10 protein-coding genes and 3 pseudogenes are annotated in these 16466 nt (G+C 63.5%); 9 read left to right on the plus strand and 4 right to left on the minus strand.

The window, feature by feature from the left end; translation table 11 throughout:
• Nucleotides 1-21: 21 nt before the first annotated feature.
• From RPG13_RS24875 to RPG13_RS24905, 7 genes and pseudogenes are all read left to right on the plus strand, one after another.
• A complete protein-coding gene (locus RPG13_RS24875; RefSeq protein ID WP_337126257.1) occupies nucleotides 22-5502 on the plus strand; it encodes an alpha-2-macroglobulin family protein in 5481 nt (1826 codons plus the stop codon).
• Between the two features lie 261 nt (nucleotides 5503-5763).
• Nucleotides 5764-7853, plus strand: a pseudogene (gene pbpC / locus RPG13_RS24880) (penicillin-binding protein 1C).
• A gap of 1 nt (nucleotide 7854) precedes the next feature.
• Nucleotides 7855-8580, plus strand: coding sequence for a M15 family metallopeptidase (locus tag RPG13_RS24885; RefSeq protein WP_127205339.1), 726 nt, complete (start codon nucleotides 7855-7857; stop codon nucleotides 8578-8580).
• A gap of 244 nt (nucleotides 8581-8824) precedes the next feature.
• On the plus strand, nucleotides 8825-9853 hold the full coding sequence (locus RPG13_RS24890) for a sulfate ABC transporter substrate-binding protein (protein WP_095482917.1): 1029 nt from the start codon (nucleotides 8825-8827) through the stop codon (nucleotides 9851-9853).
• Between the two features lie 32 nt (nucleotides 9854-9885).
• Nucleotides 9886-10737, plus strand: a complete 852-nt coding sequence (gene cysT / locus RPG13_RS24895) for a sulfate ABC transporter permease subunit CysT (protein ID WP_095482918.1) — start codon at nucleotides 9886-9888, stop codon at nucleotides 10735-10737.
• Nucleotides 10730-11614, plus strand: coding sequence for a sulfate ABC transporter permease subunit CysW (cysW, locus tag RPG13_RS24900; RefSeq protein ID WP_127205340.1), 885 nt, complete (start codon nucleotides 10730-10732; stop codon nucleotides 11612-11614). The genes cysT and cysW overlap by 8 nt, the downstream gene beginning before the upstream one ends.
• A gap of 68 nt (nucleotides 11615-11682) precedes the next feature.
• Nucleotides 11683-12723, plus strand: coding sequence for a sulfate/molybdate ABC transporter ATP-binding protein (locus tag RPG13_RS24905; protein WP_126105834.1), 1041 nt, complete (start codon nucleotides 11683-11685; stop codon nucleotides 12721-12723).
• A 67-nt stretch (nucleotides 12724-12790) separates the two neighbouring features.
• Here the strand turns inward: RPG13_RS24905 and RPG13_RS24910 are convergent, their stop codons facing one another.
• Nucleotides 12791-13267, minus strand: coding sequence for a GNAT family N-acetyltransferase (locus RPG13_RS24910; RefSeq protein ID WP_095482921.1), 477 nt, complete (start codon nucleotides 13265-13267; stop codon nucleotides 12791-12793).
• Entirely contained in the window at nucleotides 13267-13548 is a 282-nt protein-coding gene (locus tag RPG13_RS24915) for a type II toxin-antitoxin system TacA family antitoxin (RefSeq protein WP_127205341.1), read from the minus strand. The genes RPG13_RS24910 and RPG13_RS24915 overlap by 1 nt, the downstream gene beginning before the upstream one ends.
• A gap of 271 nt (nucleotides 13549-13819) precedes the next feature.
• Between RPG13_RS24915 and RPG13_RS24920 the strand changes: the two genes are divergently transcribed.
• Both RPG13_RS24920 and RPG13_RS24925 read left to right on the plus strand, forming a co-directional pair.
• Nucleotides 13820-14806 (plus strand): sulfate ABC transporter substrate-binding protein, encoded by a 987-nt coding sequence (locus RPG13_RS24920; RefSeq protein ID WP_127205342.1) that lies wholly within the window; start codon nucleotides 13820-13822, stop codon nucleotides 14804-14806.
• A 251-nt stretch (nucleotides 14807-15057) separates the two neighbouring features.
• Nucleotides 15058-15507, plus strand: coding sequence for an RrF2 family transcriptional regulator (locus RPG13_RS24925; RefSeq protein WP_006202816.1), 450 nt, complete (start codon nucleotides 15058-15060; stop codon nucleotides 15505-15507).
• Nucleotides 15508-15554: 47 nt separating this feature from the next.
• On the opposite strand, the pseudogene RPG13_RS34990 reads toward RPG13_RS24925, so the two are convergent.
• Both RPG13_RS34990 and RPG13_RS24935 read right to left on the minus strand, forming a co-directional pair.
• Nucleotides 15555-15717, minus strand: a pseudogene (locus tag RPG13_RS34990) (IS5/IS1182 family transposase); the annotation flags it as partial.
• 104 nt (nucleotides 15718-15821) lie between these two features.
• Nucleotides 15822-16369, minus strand: a pseudogene (locus RPG13_RS24935) (dihydrofolate reductase family protein).
• Nucleotides 16370-16466 lie beyond the last annotated feature (97 nt).

The following is a 16466-nucleotide window of genomic DNA, read 5'->3' on the forward strand; positions in this document are numbered from 1 at the left end:
AGCAGTGTCTGGAGGGGTATTATGGCAATGCGCGCGGCTCGTGGTCTGTCGATCCTTTTCCTTCTCTTTTTCGCCTGGGGCGGTATCGCTCAAGCGGCCGAAGCACGCCGGGTGGTGACATCGAACAATTCCGATTATTTCGGTTTCGATCTCAGATCCGACCAGAATGTCAGCCTCGACCAGTGCAAGACGACATGTCTCGGCGATCCCGCCTGCCGCGCCTTCACCTACAATCCCAAGGCCAAATGGTGTTTTCTCAAATCCGACTATAACACGCTCAAACCGTTCAACGGCGCCGTCGCCGGCAAGAAGGTCAACATCGATGGCGACCCCGACATCGGCGCGGCGCCGGACCTCGCCTTCTTCCCCGCCTGGATGACCGACCAGGCCCAGCAATATCGCAACATGCTCACCGGCCCGGCCTATACCAAGCCTACCGATGGGCTGGCGGCGCTGAAGCAGGCGGCGCAACAAGCGTCGCAGACCGGCGACCGCCGCTCGGCCATGCAAAAATACGAAGCTTTGGTTTCGGTATTGCCCGACGACGGCCAGCTCTGGCTTGAACTGGCGCGGGAAACGCTCACCGTGCCGCCAACCGCCAACAGTGCGGAGGCGTCCACACTGCCCGCGAACGCCACCTCCGCCGCCTTCAACGCCTACAAATTGCTGCGCACCACAAAAACGCGCGCCGAAGCGCTGGCACTGCTCGGCGACGGGCTCGATCGCCGCGACCTCTCCCGGCCGGCCCTGCAGGCCTACGAAGCGAGCCTCGCGCTGGTCAATTCGTCTTGGGTCTCGGCCGCCTATCAGGATCTCAAGGCCCGCAAGGGCTTCCGCATTGTCGATCACACGGTAGACGCCGACACCAGCGCGCCGCGCATCTGCGCGCAGTTTTCCGAGGACCTGGTCAAGACCGGCGTCGACTATTCGCAATTCGTCACCGTCGACAACGCCGCCCCGAAGGGCGTCGACGCCAAGGACAAGCAGATCTGCGTCGAGGGGCTCGAGCATGGCCAGCATTACGACGTGACCTTCCGCCCCGGCCTGCCGGCCGCCATCGGCGAGGTGATCACCTCACCGGTGGTGCTGTCGATCTATGTGCAGGACCGCGCCCCGTCCGCCCGTTTCTCCGGCGACAGCTTTGTGCTGCCCGCCGGCGCGCGCCGCGGCATCCCGGTCGTCACCGTCAACATGAACGCCGCCGAAATGAAGCTCTATCGCATCGGCGACCGCTCGCTGACCCAACTTCTTTCGGGCTACCAGTTCCTGCGCCAGCTTGACGGCTACGACATCTCCAACATTTCCGATCAGATGGGCGAGCCGGTCTGGCAAGGCCAGCTCGACATCGCCAGCGACCTGAACAAGGAAGTCACCACCTCCTTCCCGGTCGACGAGGCGCTGCCGCAGCGCAAGCCCGGTGTCTATGTGCTGACCGCACAACCGATCGACGAGAATGACGAAGACTATGATTCCCGCGCCACGCAATGGTTCGTTGTCTCCGATATCGGCCTGTCGACCTATACCGGACAGGATGGATTGAACGTCTTTGCCCGTTCGCTCGGAACCGCCAAGCCGATCGCGGGTGCTGAACTGACGCTGCTCGCCAGGAACAATGACATCCTCGGCACCGCGACCACGGACGCGGAAGGCCGTGCCGTCTTCAACCCCGGCCTGACGCGCGGCGACGGCGGCATGGTGCCGGCCGTGCTGACGGCGAAACAGGGCGACAACGACTTCGTCTTCCTCGACATGGGCCGCGCCGGCTTTGACCTGTCCGATCGTGGCGTCACCGGGCGTCCGGCGCCGGGCGCGCTCGACGTCTATGCCTGGACCGAACGCGGCATCTACCGCGCCGGCGAGGACGTCCATGTCGCAGCGCTTGCCCGCGACGGCGCTGCCAAGGCGGTCGAGAACCTGCCGCTGACCTTCATCTTCACGCGCCCCGACGGCGTCGAGAACCGCCGCATCGTCAGCGACGGCGCATCGGCCGGCGGCCACGCCGTCGACCTGCCGCTCGAACCCAATGCCATGCGCGGCACCTGGACGGTGGCGATCCACACCGACCCCAAGCAGGCGGCGGTCGCCAGCCACATGTTTCTGGTCGAGGATTTCGTGCCGGATCGCATCGAGTTCGACTTGTCCTCCGACAAGCAGGAGATCGCGCAGGGCGAAACAGCCAACGTCACCGTCGACGGCCGCTTTCTTTATGGCGCCCCGGCCGCCGGGCTGGCGCTCGAAGGCGAGCTGACGCTGTCGACCACTCGCGACTGGGACCGTTTCAAGGGCTATTCCTTCGGCCTCGCCGACGAGCAGTCAGCGGAACCGTCGGTCACGCCGTTCACAGGCCTGCCGGTGGTCGGCGAGGACGGCAAGGCGACCTTCCCGGTTTCCGTCGACCAATTGCCCTCGACCACCAAGCTCGTCGATGCCAAGGTTACGGTCAGGATGCGTGAGACCGGCGGCCGCGCCGTCGAACGCTCGCTCAACATCGGCATCCGGCCGCAAGGCCATATGATCGGCATCCGCCCGGATTTCGACGGCGACGAGGTGCCGCAAGGCGGCACGGCCAAGTTCAGCATGGTCGCCGTCGACCCTGACGGCAAGCGTGAGGCGCTGCAGGGCGCGCAATGGTCGCTGGTCAAAGTCGAACGCAATTACCAATGGTACCGCTCGAGCAATTCCTGGAACTATGAGCCGGTAACGTTCACCAAGTCGGTGGCCAACGGCCAGGTCGACCTGACCGCCGATGGCGAGACCACCGTCTCGCTGCCGGTCGACTGGGGCCGCTACCGGCTCGAGATCGAGACATCGGATCCGGAAGGCCCGGCGACCAGCTACGAGTTCGACGCCGGCTGGTATGTCAGCTCCACCACCACCGAAACGCCCGACGGCCTCGAGATCGCCCTCGACAAGGATACCTATGCGGCGGGCGAAGTGGCCAAGCTCAAAGTGTCGCCGCATTTTGCCGGCGAGCTGCTCGTCACCATCGGCGCCGACAAGCTCTTGAAGACCGTCACCGCCAGTGTTTCGGCCGGCGGCAGCACCATCGACATCCCGGTCGGCGACGACTGGGGCGCCGGCGCCTATGTCACGGCAACGCTGTTCAGGCCGGGCGATGCGCAGGAAACCCGCATGCCGGCGCGCGCCATCGGCGTCAAATGGCTGAAGGTCGATCCGGGCTCGAAGAAGCTCGCCGTCACCTTGACGCCGCCGGACAAGACCATGCCGCGCCAGCAGCTGTCGATCCCGGTCTCGGTGGCCGGCGTGCAGCCGGGCGCCAATGCCTATGTCATGGTCGCGGCCGTCGATGTCGGCATCCTCAACCTCACCAATTACAAGGTGCCGGATCCGGAGACCTGGTTCTTCGGCCAGCGCATGCTCGGCCTTGAAGTGCGCGACCTCTACGGCCGCCTGATCGACGGCTCGCTGGGCACGTCAGGCAAGCTGCGCACCGGCGGCGACGGCGCCAACATGCAGTCGCAAGGCAGTCCGCCGACCGAAAAACTGGTCGCCTTCTTCTCCGGTCCGGTCCAGCTCGACGCCGACGGCAAGGCGCGGATCGATTTCGACATCCCGCAGTTCAACGGCACCGTGCGCGTCATGGCCGTCGCCTGGACCAAGGACGGGGTCGGCCATGCCCAGTCCGACGTGATCGTGCGCGATCCGGTCGTGATCACTGCCGGCCTGCCGCGCTTCCTGGCGCCCGGCGATTCGGCCGTCATGCGGCTCGACGTCGCCGACACCGATGGTCCAGAGGGCGACTATGCACTGTCGATAGATACCACCGGCGGGCTGTCGACCGGCACTGCCGCCCTGCCCGAGAAGCTGACGCTCGCCGAAGGCAAGCGGCAGACGCTGACCGTGCCGCTGATGGCTGAGAAGCCAGGCAACGCCTCGATCACGATCAAGCTCGCTCATGCCGACGGCACGGCTGTTGAACAGACGCTCTATGTTCCGGTGCGTCCGGCGCAATTGCCGGTGACCACCCGCATGGTGGTCGACCTCAAGGGCAATGGCGGGTCGCTGCGCGTCGACAAGGAGCTGCTGGCGGCAAGCGTGCTCGACGGCGCTTCGGTCAGCGTCGGCGTTTCGCAGGCGGCGGCCTTTGACGTGCCGTCGCTCCTGATGACGCTCGACCGCTACCCCTATGGCTGCGCCGAGCAGACCACCAGCCGCGCCATGCCGCTTCTCTATGTCAACGACATGGCCTCGGGCATCGGCATGGCCAGCGACCCCGACCTGCGTGGCCGCATCCAGGACGCCATCTACAAGGTGCTGAGCTATCAGGCCTCGGCCGGCAGCTTCGGCCTGTGGGGTCCGGGCTCCGGCGACCTGTGGCTCGACGCCTACGTCACTGATTTCCTGACCCGGGCGCGTGAGCAGAAATACGACGTGCCGGCCCTGGCGATGAACCAGGCGCTGAGCAATCTGCAGAACGCGATCGGCTACGACCAGGACGTCAAGGGTCGCGGCAGCGAGATCGCCTATGCGCACTATGTGCTGGCCCGCAACAAAAAGGCTTCGATCGGCGATCTGCGCTACTATGCCGACACGCAGCTCGAAGCCTTTACGAGCCCGATGGCCCTTGCCCAATTGGCGGCAGGCCTGGCGCTTTATGGCGACACGCAGCGTTCGGAAGCCACCTTCCAGGCCGCCCTGCAACTGGCCCAGTCGACCTCCGCATACGACTACTACAGGTCCGACTATGGCTCGCCGCTGCGTGACGGCGCGGCGATGCTGGCGCTCGCCGCCGAATCGAAGCCGGTGCCGACGATCGTGCCGGCGCTGATCACGCTGGTGACGAAGGAACGCGCCGCCGTCAGATGGACCAGCACCCAGGACGAGTCCTGGATGCTGCTGGCGGCCCGCGCGCTGAAGGCCGGCAACGATGCGATCGCGCTGACCATCAATGGCGCACCGCATGTCGGCGCCTATTCGGAGCAGATCGCCGGCAGCGACCTGGTCGATAGCCCACTGACCGTCGCCAACACCGGCAGCAACCCGCTGCAGGCAGTCGTCACCACGGTGGCCTCGCCGATCCAGCCACTGCCGGCCAGCGGCAACGGCTTCACCATCGGCCGCACCTACTACAAGCTCGACGGCACGGAAGCCAATGTCACGGAGGCGACCCAGAACGAACGCTATGTCGTCGTGCTCAAGATCTACGAGCAGAACAAGTGGCCGTCGCGGCTCGTGATCACCGATCTGCTGCCGGCCGGCTTCGAAATCGACAATCCGGGCTTGGTTTCCAGCGCCCAGTTGTCGAACTTCTCCTGGCTGGCCCAGACCGACGCCGCCCATCTCGAATTCCGTGACGACCGTTTCGTCGCGGCCTTCAATCCGAACGATGGCGACGGCGACCGCAACATTACGCTCGCCTATGTCGTGCGCGCGGTGACGCCGGGCACCTATGCCCATCCGGCGGCAACGGTCGAGGACATGTACCGGCCGCAATATTCGGCCCGCACCGCGACCGGGATGATGGAGGTCAAGGCGCCGTAAGGCGCCGATGGCGAACAGGAACATGGCGATGGCACCTTCGCAAAGGATTTCGCCAATCTTCAGCGCTGCAGAAAGGGAGCCGAGGTTGCGGCCGGCTCTCCCTTCTCCCCTTGTGGGAGAAGGTGGCCGAGCGCAGCTCGGTCGGATGAGGGGTGTTCCAGCTTGGCACCGATAGCGCTCTGGCCAGCACCCCTCAACCGTCTTGGCGCTGCGCGCCAATCCACCTTCTCCCACAAGGGGAGAAGGAAGAAGGGCGGAGCGATGCTCTCCAGAAAATTCCTACGCCGAACGGCCATCACCGCCGCCGCTTGCGCCGGCCTCATGGCCATCTCCGCCGCCACCCTTGGCAGCTCGACCGCGCCTTTCCGCCGCCGCTGCCGGCCGAACCCACTGTGTCGACCGAGGTGCTCGACCGCGACGGCCAGCTTCTGCGCGCCTTCGCCACGCCGGACGGCTATTGGCGGCTCGCCACCCGCCTCGACCAGGTCGACAAGCAGTTCGTCGACATGCTGGTCACTTATGAGGACAAGCGCTTCTGGGACCATGAAGGCGTCGACGTGCTGGCGCTGGCCCGCGCCGCCGGCCAGTTCGCGACCAATGGCCGTATCGTCTCCGGCGGCTCGACGCTGTCGATGCAACTCGCCCGGCTGGCCGAACCGCGCGACAGCCGCAGCTTTGGCTCAAAGGTCAAGCAGATGCTGCGCGCCCTGCAGATCGAGCGGCGGCTCACCAAGCGCGAGATCCTCGAACGCTATTTGACGCTGGCGCCCTATGGCGGCAATCTCGAAGGCGTGCGCGCCGCCGCGCTGGCCTATTTCGGCAAGGAGCCGAAGCGGCTGACGGTCTCGGAGGCGGCTCTGCTCGTCGCGCTGCCGCAACTACCCGAAAAGCGCCGGCCCGACCGCAATCTCGCAATCGCTCACGCCGCTCGCGACCGGGTGCTGACGCGCATGGTTTCAGCTGGCCTGCTTGGCGAGCGCGAAGCCGCACGTGCTGCGCTCGACGACGTTTCCGCCATCCGCCGCACGTTGCCGGCGCTCGCTGCCCATGCCGCTTATGCGATGCTGCCAAGGGCCGTCCCCGGCCAGAAGCTGCAACTGACGATCCGCAAAAGCGTCCAGGAAGGGTTGGAACAGGTGGCCAGGGATGCCGCCACCAGGCTCGGGCCCCGCCTGTCGGTCGCCATGGTGCTGGCCGACGCCCGCACCGGCGACATCCTTGGCGAGGTCGGCTCCGCCAATTTCTTCGACGCCAGCCGCTCCGGCTGGATCGACATGACCAGGATCGTCCGCTCGCCCGGTTCGACGTTGAAACCGTTCATCTACGGGCTCGCCTTCGAGCAGGGACTGGTGGCGCAGGAAACGCTGATCGACGACAGTCCGACGGATTTCGGGGGCTATCGGCCGAAGAATTTCGACATGGGCTACCAAGGCGACGTCAGCATTCGGCAGGCGCTGCAACTGTCGCTCAACGTGCCGGCGATCAGTGTGCTCGACGCGGTCGGGCCGGCGCGGCTGCTCGCGCGCTTCCGGCAGGCCGGCGTCACGCCGATCCTGCCCGTCGACAAGGCGCCGGGTCTCGCCATCGGCCTCGGCGGCGTTGGGGTGACGCTGCGCGACCTCGTCCAGCTCTATGCAGGGCTTGCCAATGGCGGCAAGGCGCATACCCTGCGTGACGGCACCGAGCCGGCCAATGCCAAACGCTCCACCACTACCATCCTCGACGATCAGGCGAACTGGCAGATCACCGACATATTGTCGGGCGTCAAGCCGCCCGAAGGTGCGGCCCAGCGCGGCATCGCCTACAAGACCGGCACCTCCTACGGCTACCGCGATGCCTGGTCGGTCGGTTTCGACGGGCGTTACGTGCTGGGCGTCTGGGTCGGCCGTCCCGATGCCGGCGCGGTGCCCGGCCTGTCCGGCTATGTCTCGGCCGCACCCATCCTGTTCGAGGGCTTTGTCCGCGCCGGTCTGGCCGCCGTGCAACTGCCAAGCCGGCCAGCCGGCGTGGTCAGACCCAGGCGCGACGATCTGCCGGTGACATTGGCGCGCTTCGGTTCTGGCGCCGATGGGCTGGTGCAGGCGACGCCGACCGAGCCCGCGCCGACGATCATCTTTCCGCCTGACGGCGCCCGCGTCGATCTCGACACCACTACCGCCGAAGCCTCGCCACTGGTGCTGAAGCTGCAAGGTGGCCGCGCGCCGTTCCGCTGGCTGGCAAATGGCAAGCCACTGATCGGCATCGACCGGCGACGCACCGCGACCTGGCAGCCGGACGGCGCCGGCTATTCGACCCTGACCGTGATCGACGCGGCCGGGCGCGCGGCCAGCGTGAAAGTGTTCGTTGAATAGAATGCGCCAAGCGATTCAGCGCATTGCGTTTTGCGCCCCGCTGTTGGCTGCCGGTATTGTCCCCGTCTTTTCCGCAGACCTCCCCGCCGGCTTCGTCCGCCTTGCCGACGTTGACCGCACCATCCGGCAGGACATCCGCTATGCCGGCACAAACAATTTCCTGCACCGCAAGGCGACCGGCTACGACGCGCCGGTATGCATACTCACCGGGCGAGCGGCGGAAGCGCTTTCCCGCGTCCAGAAAGCGATTGCCGCGGAGAGCCTCACGCTGGTCGTCTTCGACTGCTACCGCCCGGCGCGCGCGGTCTCTGATATGGGCGAATGGACCATGGAAGGCGGACCACCCGACCCGCAATGGTATCCGGCGGTCAAGCGCAAGGACCTCATCGCCAAGGGCTATATCGGCGAACTGTCGACCCATTCGCGCGGCTCGACCGTCGATGTCGCCATCGCGCGAGCCGACCGCAACACCGACACCCCGAAACCGGCCTGCGGTGTATCAGATGCCGACATGCTCGATTTCGGCACCGGCTTTGACTGTTTCGACCCAATGAGTGAAACGGCGCACCGTCCGCTCGCCGAGGAAGCAACCGCAAACCGCAAGAGGCTTGTCGAGATCATGCGCGCCGGCGGCTTCAGGAATTATCCGCGCGAATGGTGGCACTTCACGCTGAAAAACGAGCCATTTCCAAAGCAGCGCTTCGATTTTCTCGTCACCGCCGACTGAACCTGTGGCCACCGCGAAAGCAAATCGCGCCTAGATCACATCCAGCCATTGCCGAGGCGCGACCTGTCTCTAGATAGATCGCTTCATGAGCCCGGATTCTGCACCCCGGCGTCGAGAGGAAAGAATTTCTTCGTGAGGCCAAAGATCAGCGAAAAATTGCTTCTGAGGGACAAAAAAAGCAACATTGAGTGCATCTAATTTCTACCAATTCGGTAGATTTGAGGTGATCTCAACGGAGGCGTAAATGACCAATCCTCATTTCAGGAAACTGCTCGGCGCCCTTGTCGCTGCATCGGTCCAATTCGGAACACTCGGTTTCGCGTTTGCCGATACCACCATTCTCAACGTGTCCTATGATCCGACGCGTGAGCTATACAAGCAATTCGACGAGGCCTTTGTCGCCCACTGGAAGGCCGAGACCGGTGAGACGGTAACCGTCCAGCAGTCGCATGGCGGGTCGGGCGCGCAGGCCCGCGCCGTGATCGACGGCCTCGACGCCGACGTGGTGACGCTGGCGCTCGAAGGCGACATCAACGCCATCGTCTCGAAATCGCAGAAGATCAATCCCGACTGGCGGACCAAGTTCGAGAACAATTCGGCGCCCTACACTTCGACCATCGTCTTCCTTGTCCGCAAGGGCAATCCGAAGGGCATCCAGGACTGGGGCGACCTCGTCAAGGACGACGTCCAGGTGATCACGCCGAACCCCAAGACTTCGGGCGGAGCGCGCTGGAACTATCTCGCCGCCTGGGCCTATGCCAACGCCAAGGATGGCGGCGACGAGGCCAAGACCAAGGAATTCGTCGGCAACCTCTACGCCCATGTTCCGGTGCTCGACACCGGCGCGCGCGGCTCAACGGTGACCTTCGCGCAAAAGGGCCTGGGCGACGTGCTGCTGGCCTGGGAAAACGAAGCCTATCTGGCGCTCGACGAGTTCGGCGCCGATAATTTCGACATCGTCTACCCGCCGACCTCGATCCTGGCCGAGCCGCCGGTCGCCGTGGTCGACGCCAACGTCGATGCCAAGGGCACGCGAAAAGTCGCCGAAGCCTATCTGGGCTATCTCTACTCCAAGGAAGGCCAGACGCTGATCGCCAAGAACCACTATCGCCCGTCGAAGCCCGATTTGGTGCCGGCGGAGGACCTCGCCAAACTGCCGGAGATCAAGCTGATCACCATCGACGATCCACTTTTTGGCGGTTGGAAGAAGGCGCAGCCTTACCATTTCGGCGACGGTGGTATATTCGACCAGATCTACAAGCCGGCCCAGTAGGCCTAACAAGCTAGACTCTAGATCAGGACGACATGACCACAGCACCCGCAAAAGCGGGGTGGCGGTTCAGACAGCCGAGCGTCATTCCGGGTTTCGGATTGACGCTCGGCTTCTCTCTTGCCTACCTCACGCTCATCATCCTCATCCCCCTTTCCGGGCTGATCTGGCGATCGGCCGCGCTCGGCTGGGCCGATTTCTGGGCGATCGCCACCGATCGCCGCACCGTCAACGCGCTTGAAATCAGTTTTGGCACCGCTTTCATTGCCGCCGCGGTCAATGTCGTCTTCGGCACGATCGTCGCCTGGGTGCTGGTGCGCTACAACTTTCCTGGCCGCCGCATCGTCGATGCAATGGTCGACCTGCCCTTCGCGCTGCCGACGGCGGTCGCAGGCATCGCGCTGACCACGCTCTACGCGCCGAATGGCTGGCTCGGCAGCCTGCTGGCACCTCTCGGCATCAAGGTCGCCTACACGCCGCTCGGCATCGTCATCGCGCTGATCTTCATCGGCCTGCCTTTTGTCGTGCGCACCGTCCAGCCGATCATGGAAGAGATCGACAAGGAGGTGGAGGAAGTGGCCGCGACGCTCGGCGCCAACCGCTTCCAGACAATCGCCCGGGTTCTGCTTCCGGGCCTCGCGCCCGCCATCGTCACCGGTTTCGCGCTGGCTTTCGCGCGCGGTGTCGGCGAGTACGGCTCCGTCATCTTCATCGCCGGCAACCTGCCCTACAAATCCGAGATCGCGCCGCTGCTGATCGTCATCCGGCTGGAGGAATACAATTATGCGGCGGCGACCGCGATCGCGGCAATCATGCTCGCTTTGTCGTTCGTGATGCTGCTGGTCATCAATCTCGTGCAGACGTGGAGCCGCAAGCGCTATGGCTGATCCGGAGATCAAATCCTACGCACCGCACCACGAAAGCCAGTCGGCGGCAGTGACCGAAAGCCGCCCGGCGAAAGCCGTGCTGATGATCGTGACCTTTGCCTTCCTCGGCATTTTCCTGCTCTTGCCGCTGATCGTCGTCTTCAACGAAGCCTTCGCAAAAGGTCTCGGCGCTTACACGGAGGCGCTGACCAACCCAGACACGCGCTCGGCGATCCATCTGACACTGCTGGTGGCGGCGATCTCGGTGCCGCTCAATGTCATCTTCGGCATCTCCGCCGCTTGGGCGATCGCCAAATTCGAGTTCAAGGGCAAGGCCTTCCTGACCACGCTCATCGACCTGCCGTTTTCGGTCTCGCCGGTCATTTCCGGCTTGGTCTATGTGCTTTTGTTCGGCGCGCAAGGCCTGCTCGGCGCCTGGCTGAAGGCGCATGGCATCGTCATCCTGTTTGCCGTGCCGGGCATCGTGCTCGCCACCATCTTCGTCACCTTCCCCTTTGTCGCCCGCGAACTGATCCCGTTGATGCAGGAACAGGGCAATGGCGACGAGGAGGCAGCGCTGTCGCTCGGCGCCAATGGCTGGCAGGCTTTCTGGTACGTGACGCTGCCCAACGTCAAATGGGGGCTGCTCTACGGCGTGCTGTTGTGCAATGCCCGCGCCATGGGCGAGTTCGGCGCGGTGTCGGTGGTGTCCGGCCACATACGCGGGCTGACCAACACCATGCCGCTGCATGTCGAAATCCTCTACAATGAGTACAACGCCGCCGCCGCCTTCGCCGTCGCTTCGCTACTCGCGGGCCTGGCGCTCGTCACGCTGGTCTTGAAAACACTTCTCGAAATGCGCTACGGCGCCGAGATCGCCGCGACGCGCGGACATTAATGCCTGTTGCCCAAAAGTGTATAGCGGTTTTGGGATAACGACATGCATCGACAAAAAAGGGACGGTTGATGGAAGTTCGCGTTGCCAACGTGCGCAAGGAGTTTGAGCGGTTTCCGGCCCTCCACGATGTTTCGCTCGACATCAAGTCCGGCGAGCTGATCGCGCTGCTCGGGCCTTCCGGCTCCGGCAAGACGACGCTGCTCAGGCTGATCGCCGGACTGGAGCGACCGACGAGGGGAAAGATATTCTTCGGTGAGGAGGACGCGTCGCAAAAGTCGATCCAGGAGCGTAATGTCGGCTTCGTCTTCCAGCACTATGCGCTGTTTCGCCATATGACGGTCGCCGATAATATCGGCTTCGGACTCAAGGTCCGGCACGGGCCGACACGCCCGTCCGCGCAGGAAATCCGCCGCCGGGCCTCCGAGCTTCTCGACCTCGTCCAGCTTTCCGGCTTGGAAAAACGCTATCCGGCGCAGCTTTCGGGCGGCCAGCGCCAGCGCGTGGCGCTTGCCCGCGCCATGGCGATCGAACCGGCTGTGCTTTTGCTGGACGAGCCGTTCGGCGCGCTCGATGCCCAGGTCCGCCGCGAGTTGCGGCGCTGGCTGCGCGACATCCACGACGCCACCGGCCACACCACGGTCTTCGTCACCCATGACCAGGAAGAAGCGCTGGAGCTTGCCGACCGCGTGGTGGTGATGAGCCAGGGCCGCATCGAGCAGGTCGGCACCGCCGATGAAATCTACGACACGCCGAATTCGCCCTTCGTCTACGGCTTCATCGGCGAATCGAGCTCGCTTCCCGTCAAGGTCGAGGACGGCCAGGTCTGGATCGCCGATCGCCCGATCGGCCTCTCCGCGCCACAGGCGCCGCAAGGCGAAGCGACGCTGTTCTTCCGCCCGCACGATGTCGAGCTGGTGGACGAATGCAATGGCTGCATCGCCGGCACGGTCGCCGCCAGCCGCCGCGTCGCCGGCACCAGACGCGTGGAGCTCGAAATCGGCGGCGAGCGTCAGCGGGTCGAGATCGAGCTGCCCGTCGACCATCCGGCGGCGCAGAAAAGCCGGGTGGCGTTCCGGCCGCGGCGCTGGAAGCTTTTTCCGGCCGCTTAGCCGCAAGGCGATGGTGAATCCGGCTGATGGTGGTCGCCTCTTCATGCTGAGCGACATCGACTACCTTTCAACGCGCCTTTAGCGAGAGCACCAGGGTCATCGGATTTTTTGGGGAAGCCGCAAAGCCGTAGTGCTCATAGAAAGCTTTCGCTTCAGCCGATATGGCATGAACAAAAATGCCGCGAATCCCGAGGATCGTCGCGGCATGGCCGGTGCGCAGAACGGCATCTTGCAAGAGCGCTGCGCCTAGCCCCTTCCCTTGCCAGCTTGCGTCCACGGCGAGACGCCCGAGGACAGCCATAGGGACGGGATCCGGCATGTTGCGGCGAATGGCGCCTGGCGCTTCCGCAAGATCAAGCCCACCCGAGGACAGACAGTAGTAGCCGACAACGCGCACGCCTTCCGTTACGACATAAGTACGCGACGCGCCGCTGACCTGGTTGGCCCGCGCCCTGCGGCGAAGCCATTGATCCAGGCTCTCGGTCCCGCTTTGGAATAGTTCGAGATCGTGGTTGTCGGCAAGAGGCGTGGGCGCCGACAGCATCAGCCCTGCCAGGGCTTGGGCGCATTCATAAGGCGTGCAAAACCTTCGCCGCTCGGTGGCTCGTCAAGAATGTCGAGATAGTGTTGGTAACTCTCGGGATCGACCTTGATCAGCGCTTGATTGAGCAGCGTGTCCTCGGCCGCGCGGTAGGCGGCATCGATCATAAAATCGGAGCGGGTTTTACCGCGTATTTTCGCGGCGCGGTCAATCAGAACTCGCACATCCTCTCGGATGCGCAGATTGACAGGCTTGGCGTGGGTTTCAGGTGCAGTTTTTGTCATTGAGGACTCCTCTTTCCCACCATAACACTCCGCATACACAATGTGTATCTATTTCATTGCCTCATTAGGAAGGTGATTGGAAAAGCACCGGCGGTGTGGCGGGAACACACCGAAATGACTCTGCTTGGAAGAAAATCCTAGCAATGGGCTGTCTCGGCAATCTTTTTTCTCACAGCAACACCATAGATCCGGCTTGCATGCCTCGTCGTCTCGGGCATCGTCCGATTATTCTGCCGCATTCGACAAACGACATTTTCAGGAGCCCGTTTTCATGAAGCGATTTTTGCTTGGCGTCGCCACATTGGCCGGTCTGTTCCTGGCATCCTCCCAAGCCTGGTCGGCCGACAAACTGCTGAACGCGTCCTACGATGTCGGCCGCGAATTGTTTGCGCAGGTCAACAAGGCCTTCATCGCTGGGCACCCCGGCGTCACCATCGATCAGTCGCATGCCGGGACGTCGGCGCAGGCGCGCGCCATCGCCGAGGGGCTCGGCGCCGATGTCGTCACCTTCAACCAGGTCCTCGACATCGACTTTCTGGTCTCGAAGGGTCTTATCTCCGCCGACTGGCAAAAAGACTTCCCCGACAACGCCTCGCCTTTCTATTCGCTGCCGTCCTTTTTGGTGCGCGCCGGCAATCCGAAGAACATCAAGGATTGGAACGATCTCGTGCGCGACGACGTCCAGGTGATCTTCCCCAATCCAAAAACGTCGGGCAATGCGCGCTACACCTATCTCGCGGCCACCGCCTACGCCAAGGAAGCCTTCAAGGGCGATGACGCCAAGGTGAAGGAATTCGTCACCAAACTCTTCAACAACGTGCCGATCTTCGACAGCGGCGGACGCGCCGCCACCACCACCTTCGTGCAGCGCGAAATCGGCGACGTGCTGATCACCTTCGAGTCGGAAACCCGCGGCATCAGCAGGGAGTATGGCGAGGACAAGTTCGAGCAGGTGACGCCTTCGGTCAGCCTGTTGGCGGAGTTTCCGGTGGCGATCGTCGACACGGTCGCCGACGAGCACGGCACACGCGATCTCGCCAAGACCTATCTCGACTTCCTCTATACGCCGGAGGGCCAGGACATCGCCGCCCGCAACGGCCTGCGGGCCCGCGACGCGGCGGTCGCGGCCAAATACACGGCTGAGTTTCCCGATGTCCGCCTGCTGACGGTGGAAGATGTCTTCGGCGGCTGGGCCAAGGTCCAGGCCGAGCATTTCGCCGCGGGCGGATTGCTCGACCAGACCTACGGCAGTCGCTGAAGCAAGCGATCTTCGAACTGAAACGAAAGTCGGCTTTTGCCGGCTTTCTTCGTTTTTCGCTCCGGAAAGGTGATTTCCCGCTTTCCGGGCGCCTGCCATCCAAAAACGTTACGAAGAATCAACGCGTTTGCGCGCAATGTGTCAGCAGGCGGCTTGTCTGCGCGAACGGCATCGCAAGGCTCAACCGTCATGATTTGCACACAAACAGCCGCCAGACGCGGGTGGTTGGGGCTTCATGGGTTGACTCGGGCATGCTGACCAAAAAAGGCAAATACGGCCTCAAGGCCCTCGTGCATCTGTCCGGCCTGCCGGTCGGCCAGCTCGCATTCGTCAATGACATTGCGGTCGCCAACAACATCCCGAAGAAATTCCTGGATGCCATTCTGGGCGAGTTACGCAATGCCGGCTTCGTCCAGAGCCGCAAGGGCAAGGAGGGCGGCTATCGCCTCGCGCGGCCGGCCTCCGAGATCAAGATCGGCCATGTCGTGCGTGTCCTCGACGGGCCGCTGGCGCCGATCCCTTGCGCCAGCCGCACGCAGTACCAGCGTTGCGAGGATTGCGACGAGGCGACCTGCCAGGTCAGGCACATGATGCTGGAGGTGCGCCAGGCGATCGCCGAGGTGCTGGACAATCGCAGCCTCGCCGCCATGCGCGATGCCGACAATGACGATTTTCCGGTCGAACTGACGTCGCAGATCTAATCTAAATTTAGGCCGTAGACTCATAAGCGCGGAGCCAAAGCCGCATTGACCGAGACAATGATCTGGACCTCCTTTTTTGCTGTCACAGCCTGCTGGTGGGCGCGAACGGAAGGTTCTGTCGATCATCTGGATCTCGCCGTCGTGCGCAGCCGTGATACACTCCATCAGTCGGCCCCGCACGCCTGCCTTCCGCCATCGCACGAAGCGGTCGACGGCGGCTGCGCCCCTTGGCCGGCGATCGTCTGGAGCGCGCCGCTTCCCCAGGCCCTCCCATTTCGGCAAAGCCTAGTTGACGGGAAAGAGCGGATCGATCGTCATTGTCTGCTCTCCGGCGCGTAATGGAGGATACAACACCTGACTTGAGCGTCCTCGTCTCCAGATGCTTCAGGGGTGTCCGGTTCGGGCCGCCCTTGAAGAGCGGCGTGCCTCTCCCGAGAATGACGGGGTTGATCCCGAGGTGATACTCGTCGATCAGGCCGTGCTCCATCAGGGTCGCCGTGAGGTCGGCGCTGCCGAACACGAAGATGTCTCCGCCGTCCCTGGTCTTCAGCTTGGAGACTTCTTCCGCGACATTGCCGTTGAAGAGCTTCGTGTTGTTCCAGGCGGCGCTTTTCAGCGTGCGCGAGAAGACCACCTTCTCGATCTTGTTCATGAAATCCGCGATCCAGCCTTGCTCGGACGGCCAATAGGCTGCCATGAGCTCGTAGGTCACACGACCGAAGATCAGCGTGTCGGCCTTTTCCTGGGTCTCACGAATGTAGTTCTCAAGTTCTTCTTCGAAGACGAACCAGCTGATGTCCCTGTCCGGACCTTCGAAGAAGCCGTCGACGGTCACCATGTCCCATATGATCAGTTTTCTCATAGAACCCTCCTCTTCGTGTATCCCTTTGTGAATTCTCGGCCCTATCCCGCGAATCGGAAGCGCATGTTGGTGATTTGCCCCGCTTCCGAGATCTCGG

This window comes from Mesorhizobium sp. ISC15 (assembly GCF_037162615.1).
GTDB classification, from domain to species: domain Bacteria; phylum Pseudomonadota; class Alphaproteobacteria; order Rhizobiales; family Rhizobiaceae; genus Mesorhizobium; species Mesorhizobium mediterraneum.

Coding starts and splice junctions, on each gene's coding strand:
- cysT (WP_095482918.1), top strand. CDS start 9,886: ATGACCACAGCACCCGCAAAAGCGGGGTGGCGGTTCAGACAGCCGAGC.
- RPG13_RS24925 (WP_006202816.1), top strand. CDS start 15,058: ATGCTGACCAAAAAAGGCAAATACGGCCTCAAGGCCCTCGTGCATCTG.
- RPG13_RS24885 (WP_127205339.1), top strand. CDS start 7,855: ATGCGCCAAGCGATTCAGCGCATTGCGTTTTGCGCCCCGCTGTTGGCT.
- RPG13_RS24920 (WP_127205342.1), top strand. CDS start 13,820: ATGAAGCGATTTTTGCTTGGCGTCGCCACATTGGCCGGTCTGTTCCTG.
- RPG13_RS24890 (WP_095482917.1), top strand. CDS start 8,825: ATGACCAATCCTCATTTCAGGAAACTGCTCGGCGCCCTTGTCGCTGCA.
- RPG13_RS24905 (WP_126105834.1), top strand. CDS start 11,683: ATGGAAGTTCGCGTTGCCAACGTGCGCAAGGAGTTTGAGCGGTTTCCG.
- RPG13_RS24915 (WP_127205341.1), bottom strand. CDS start 13,548: ATGACAAAAACTGCACCTGAAACCCACGCCAAGCCTGTCAATCTGCGC.
- RPG13_RS24910 (WP_095482921.1), bottom strand. CDS start 13,267: ATGCTGTCGGCGCCCACGCCTCTTGCCGACAACCACGATCTCGAACTA.
- RPG13_RS24875 (WP_337126257.1), top strand. CDS start 22: ATGGCAATGCGCGCGGCTCGTGGTCTGTCGATCCTTTTCCTTCTCTTT.
- cysW (WP_127205340.1), top strand. CDS start 10,730: ATGGCTGATCCGGAGATCAAATCCTACGCACCGCACCACGAAAGCCAG.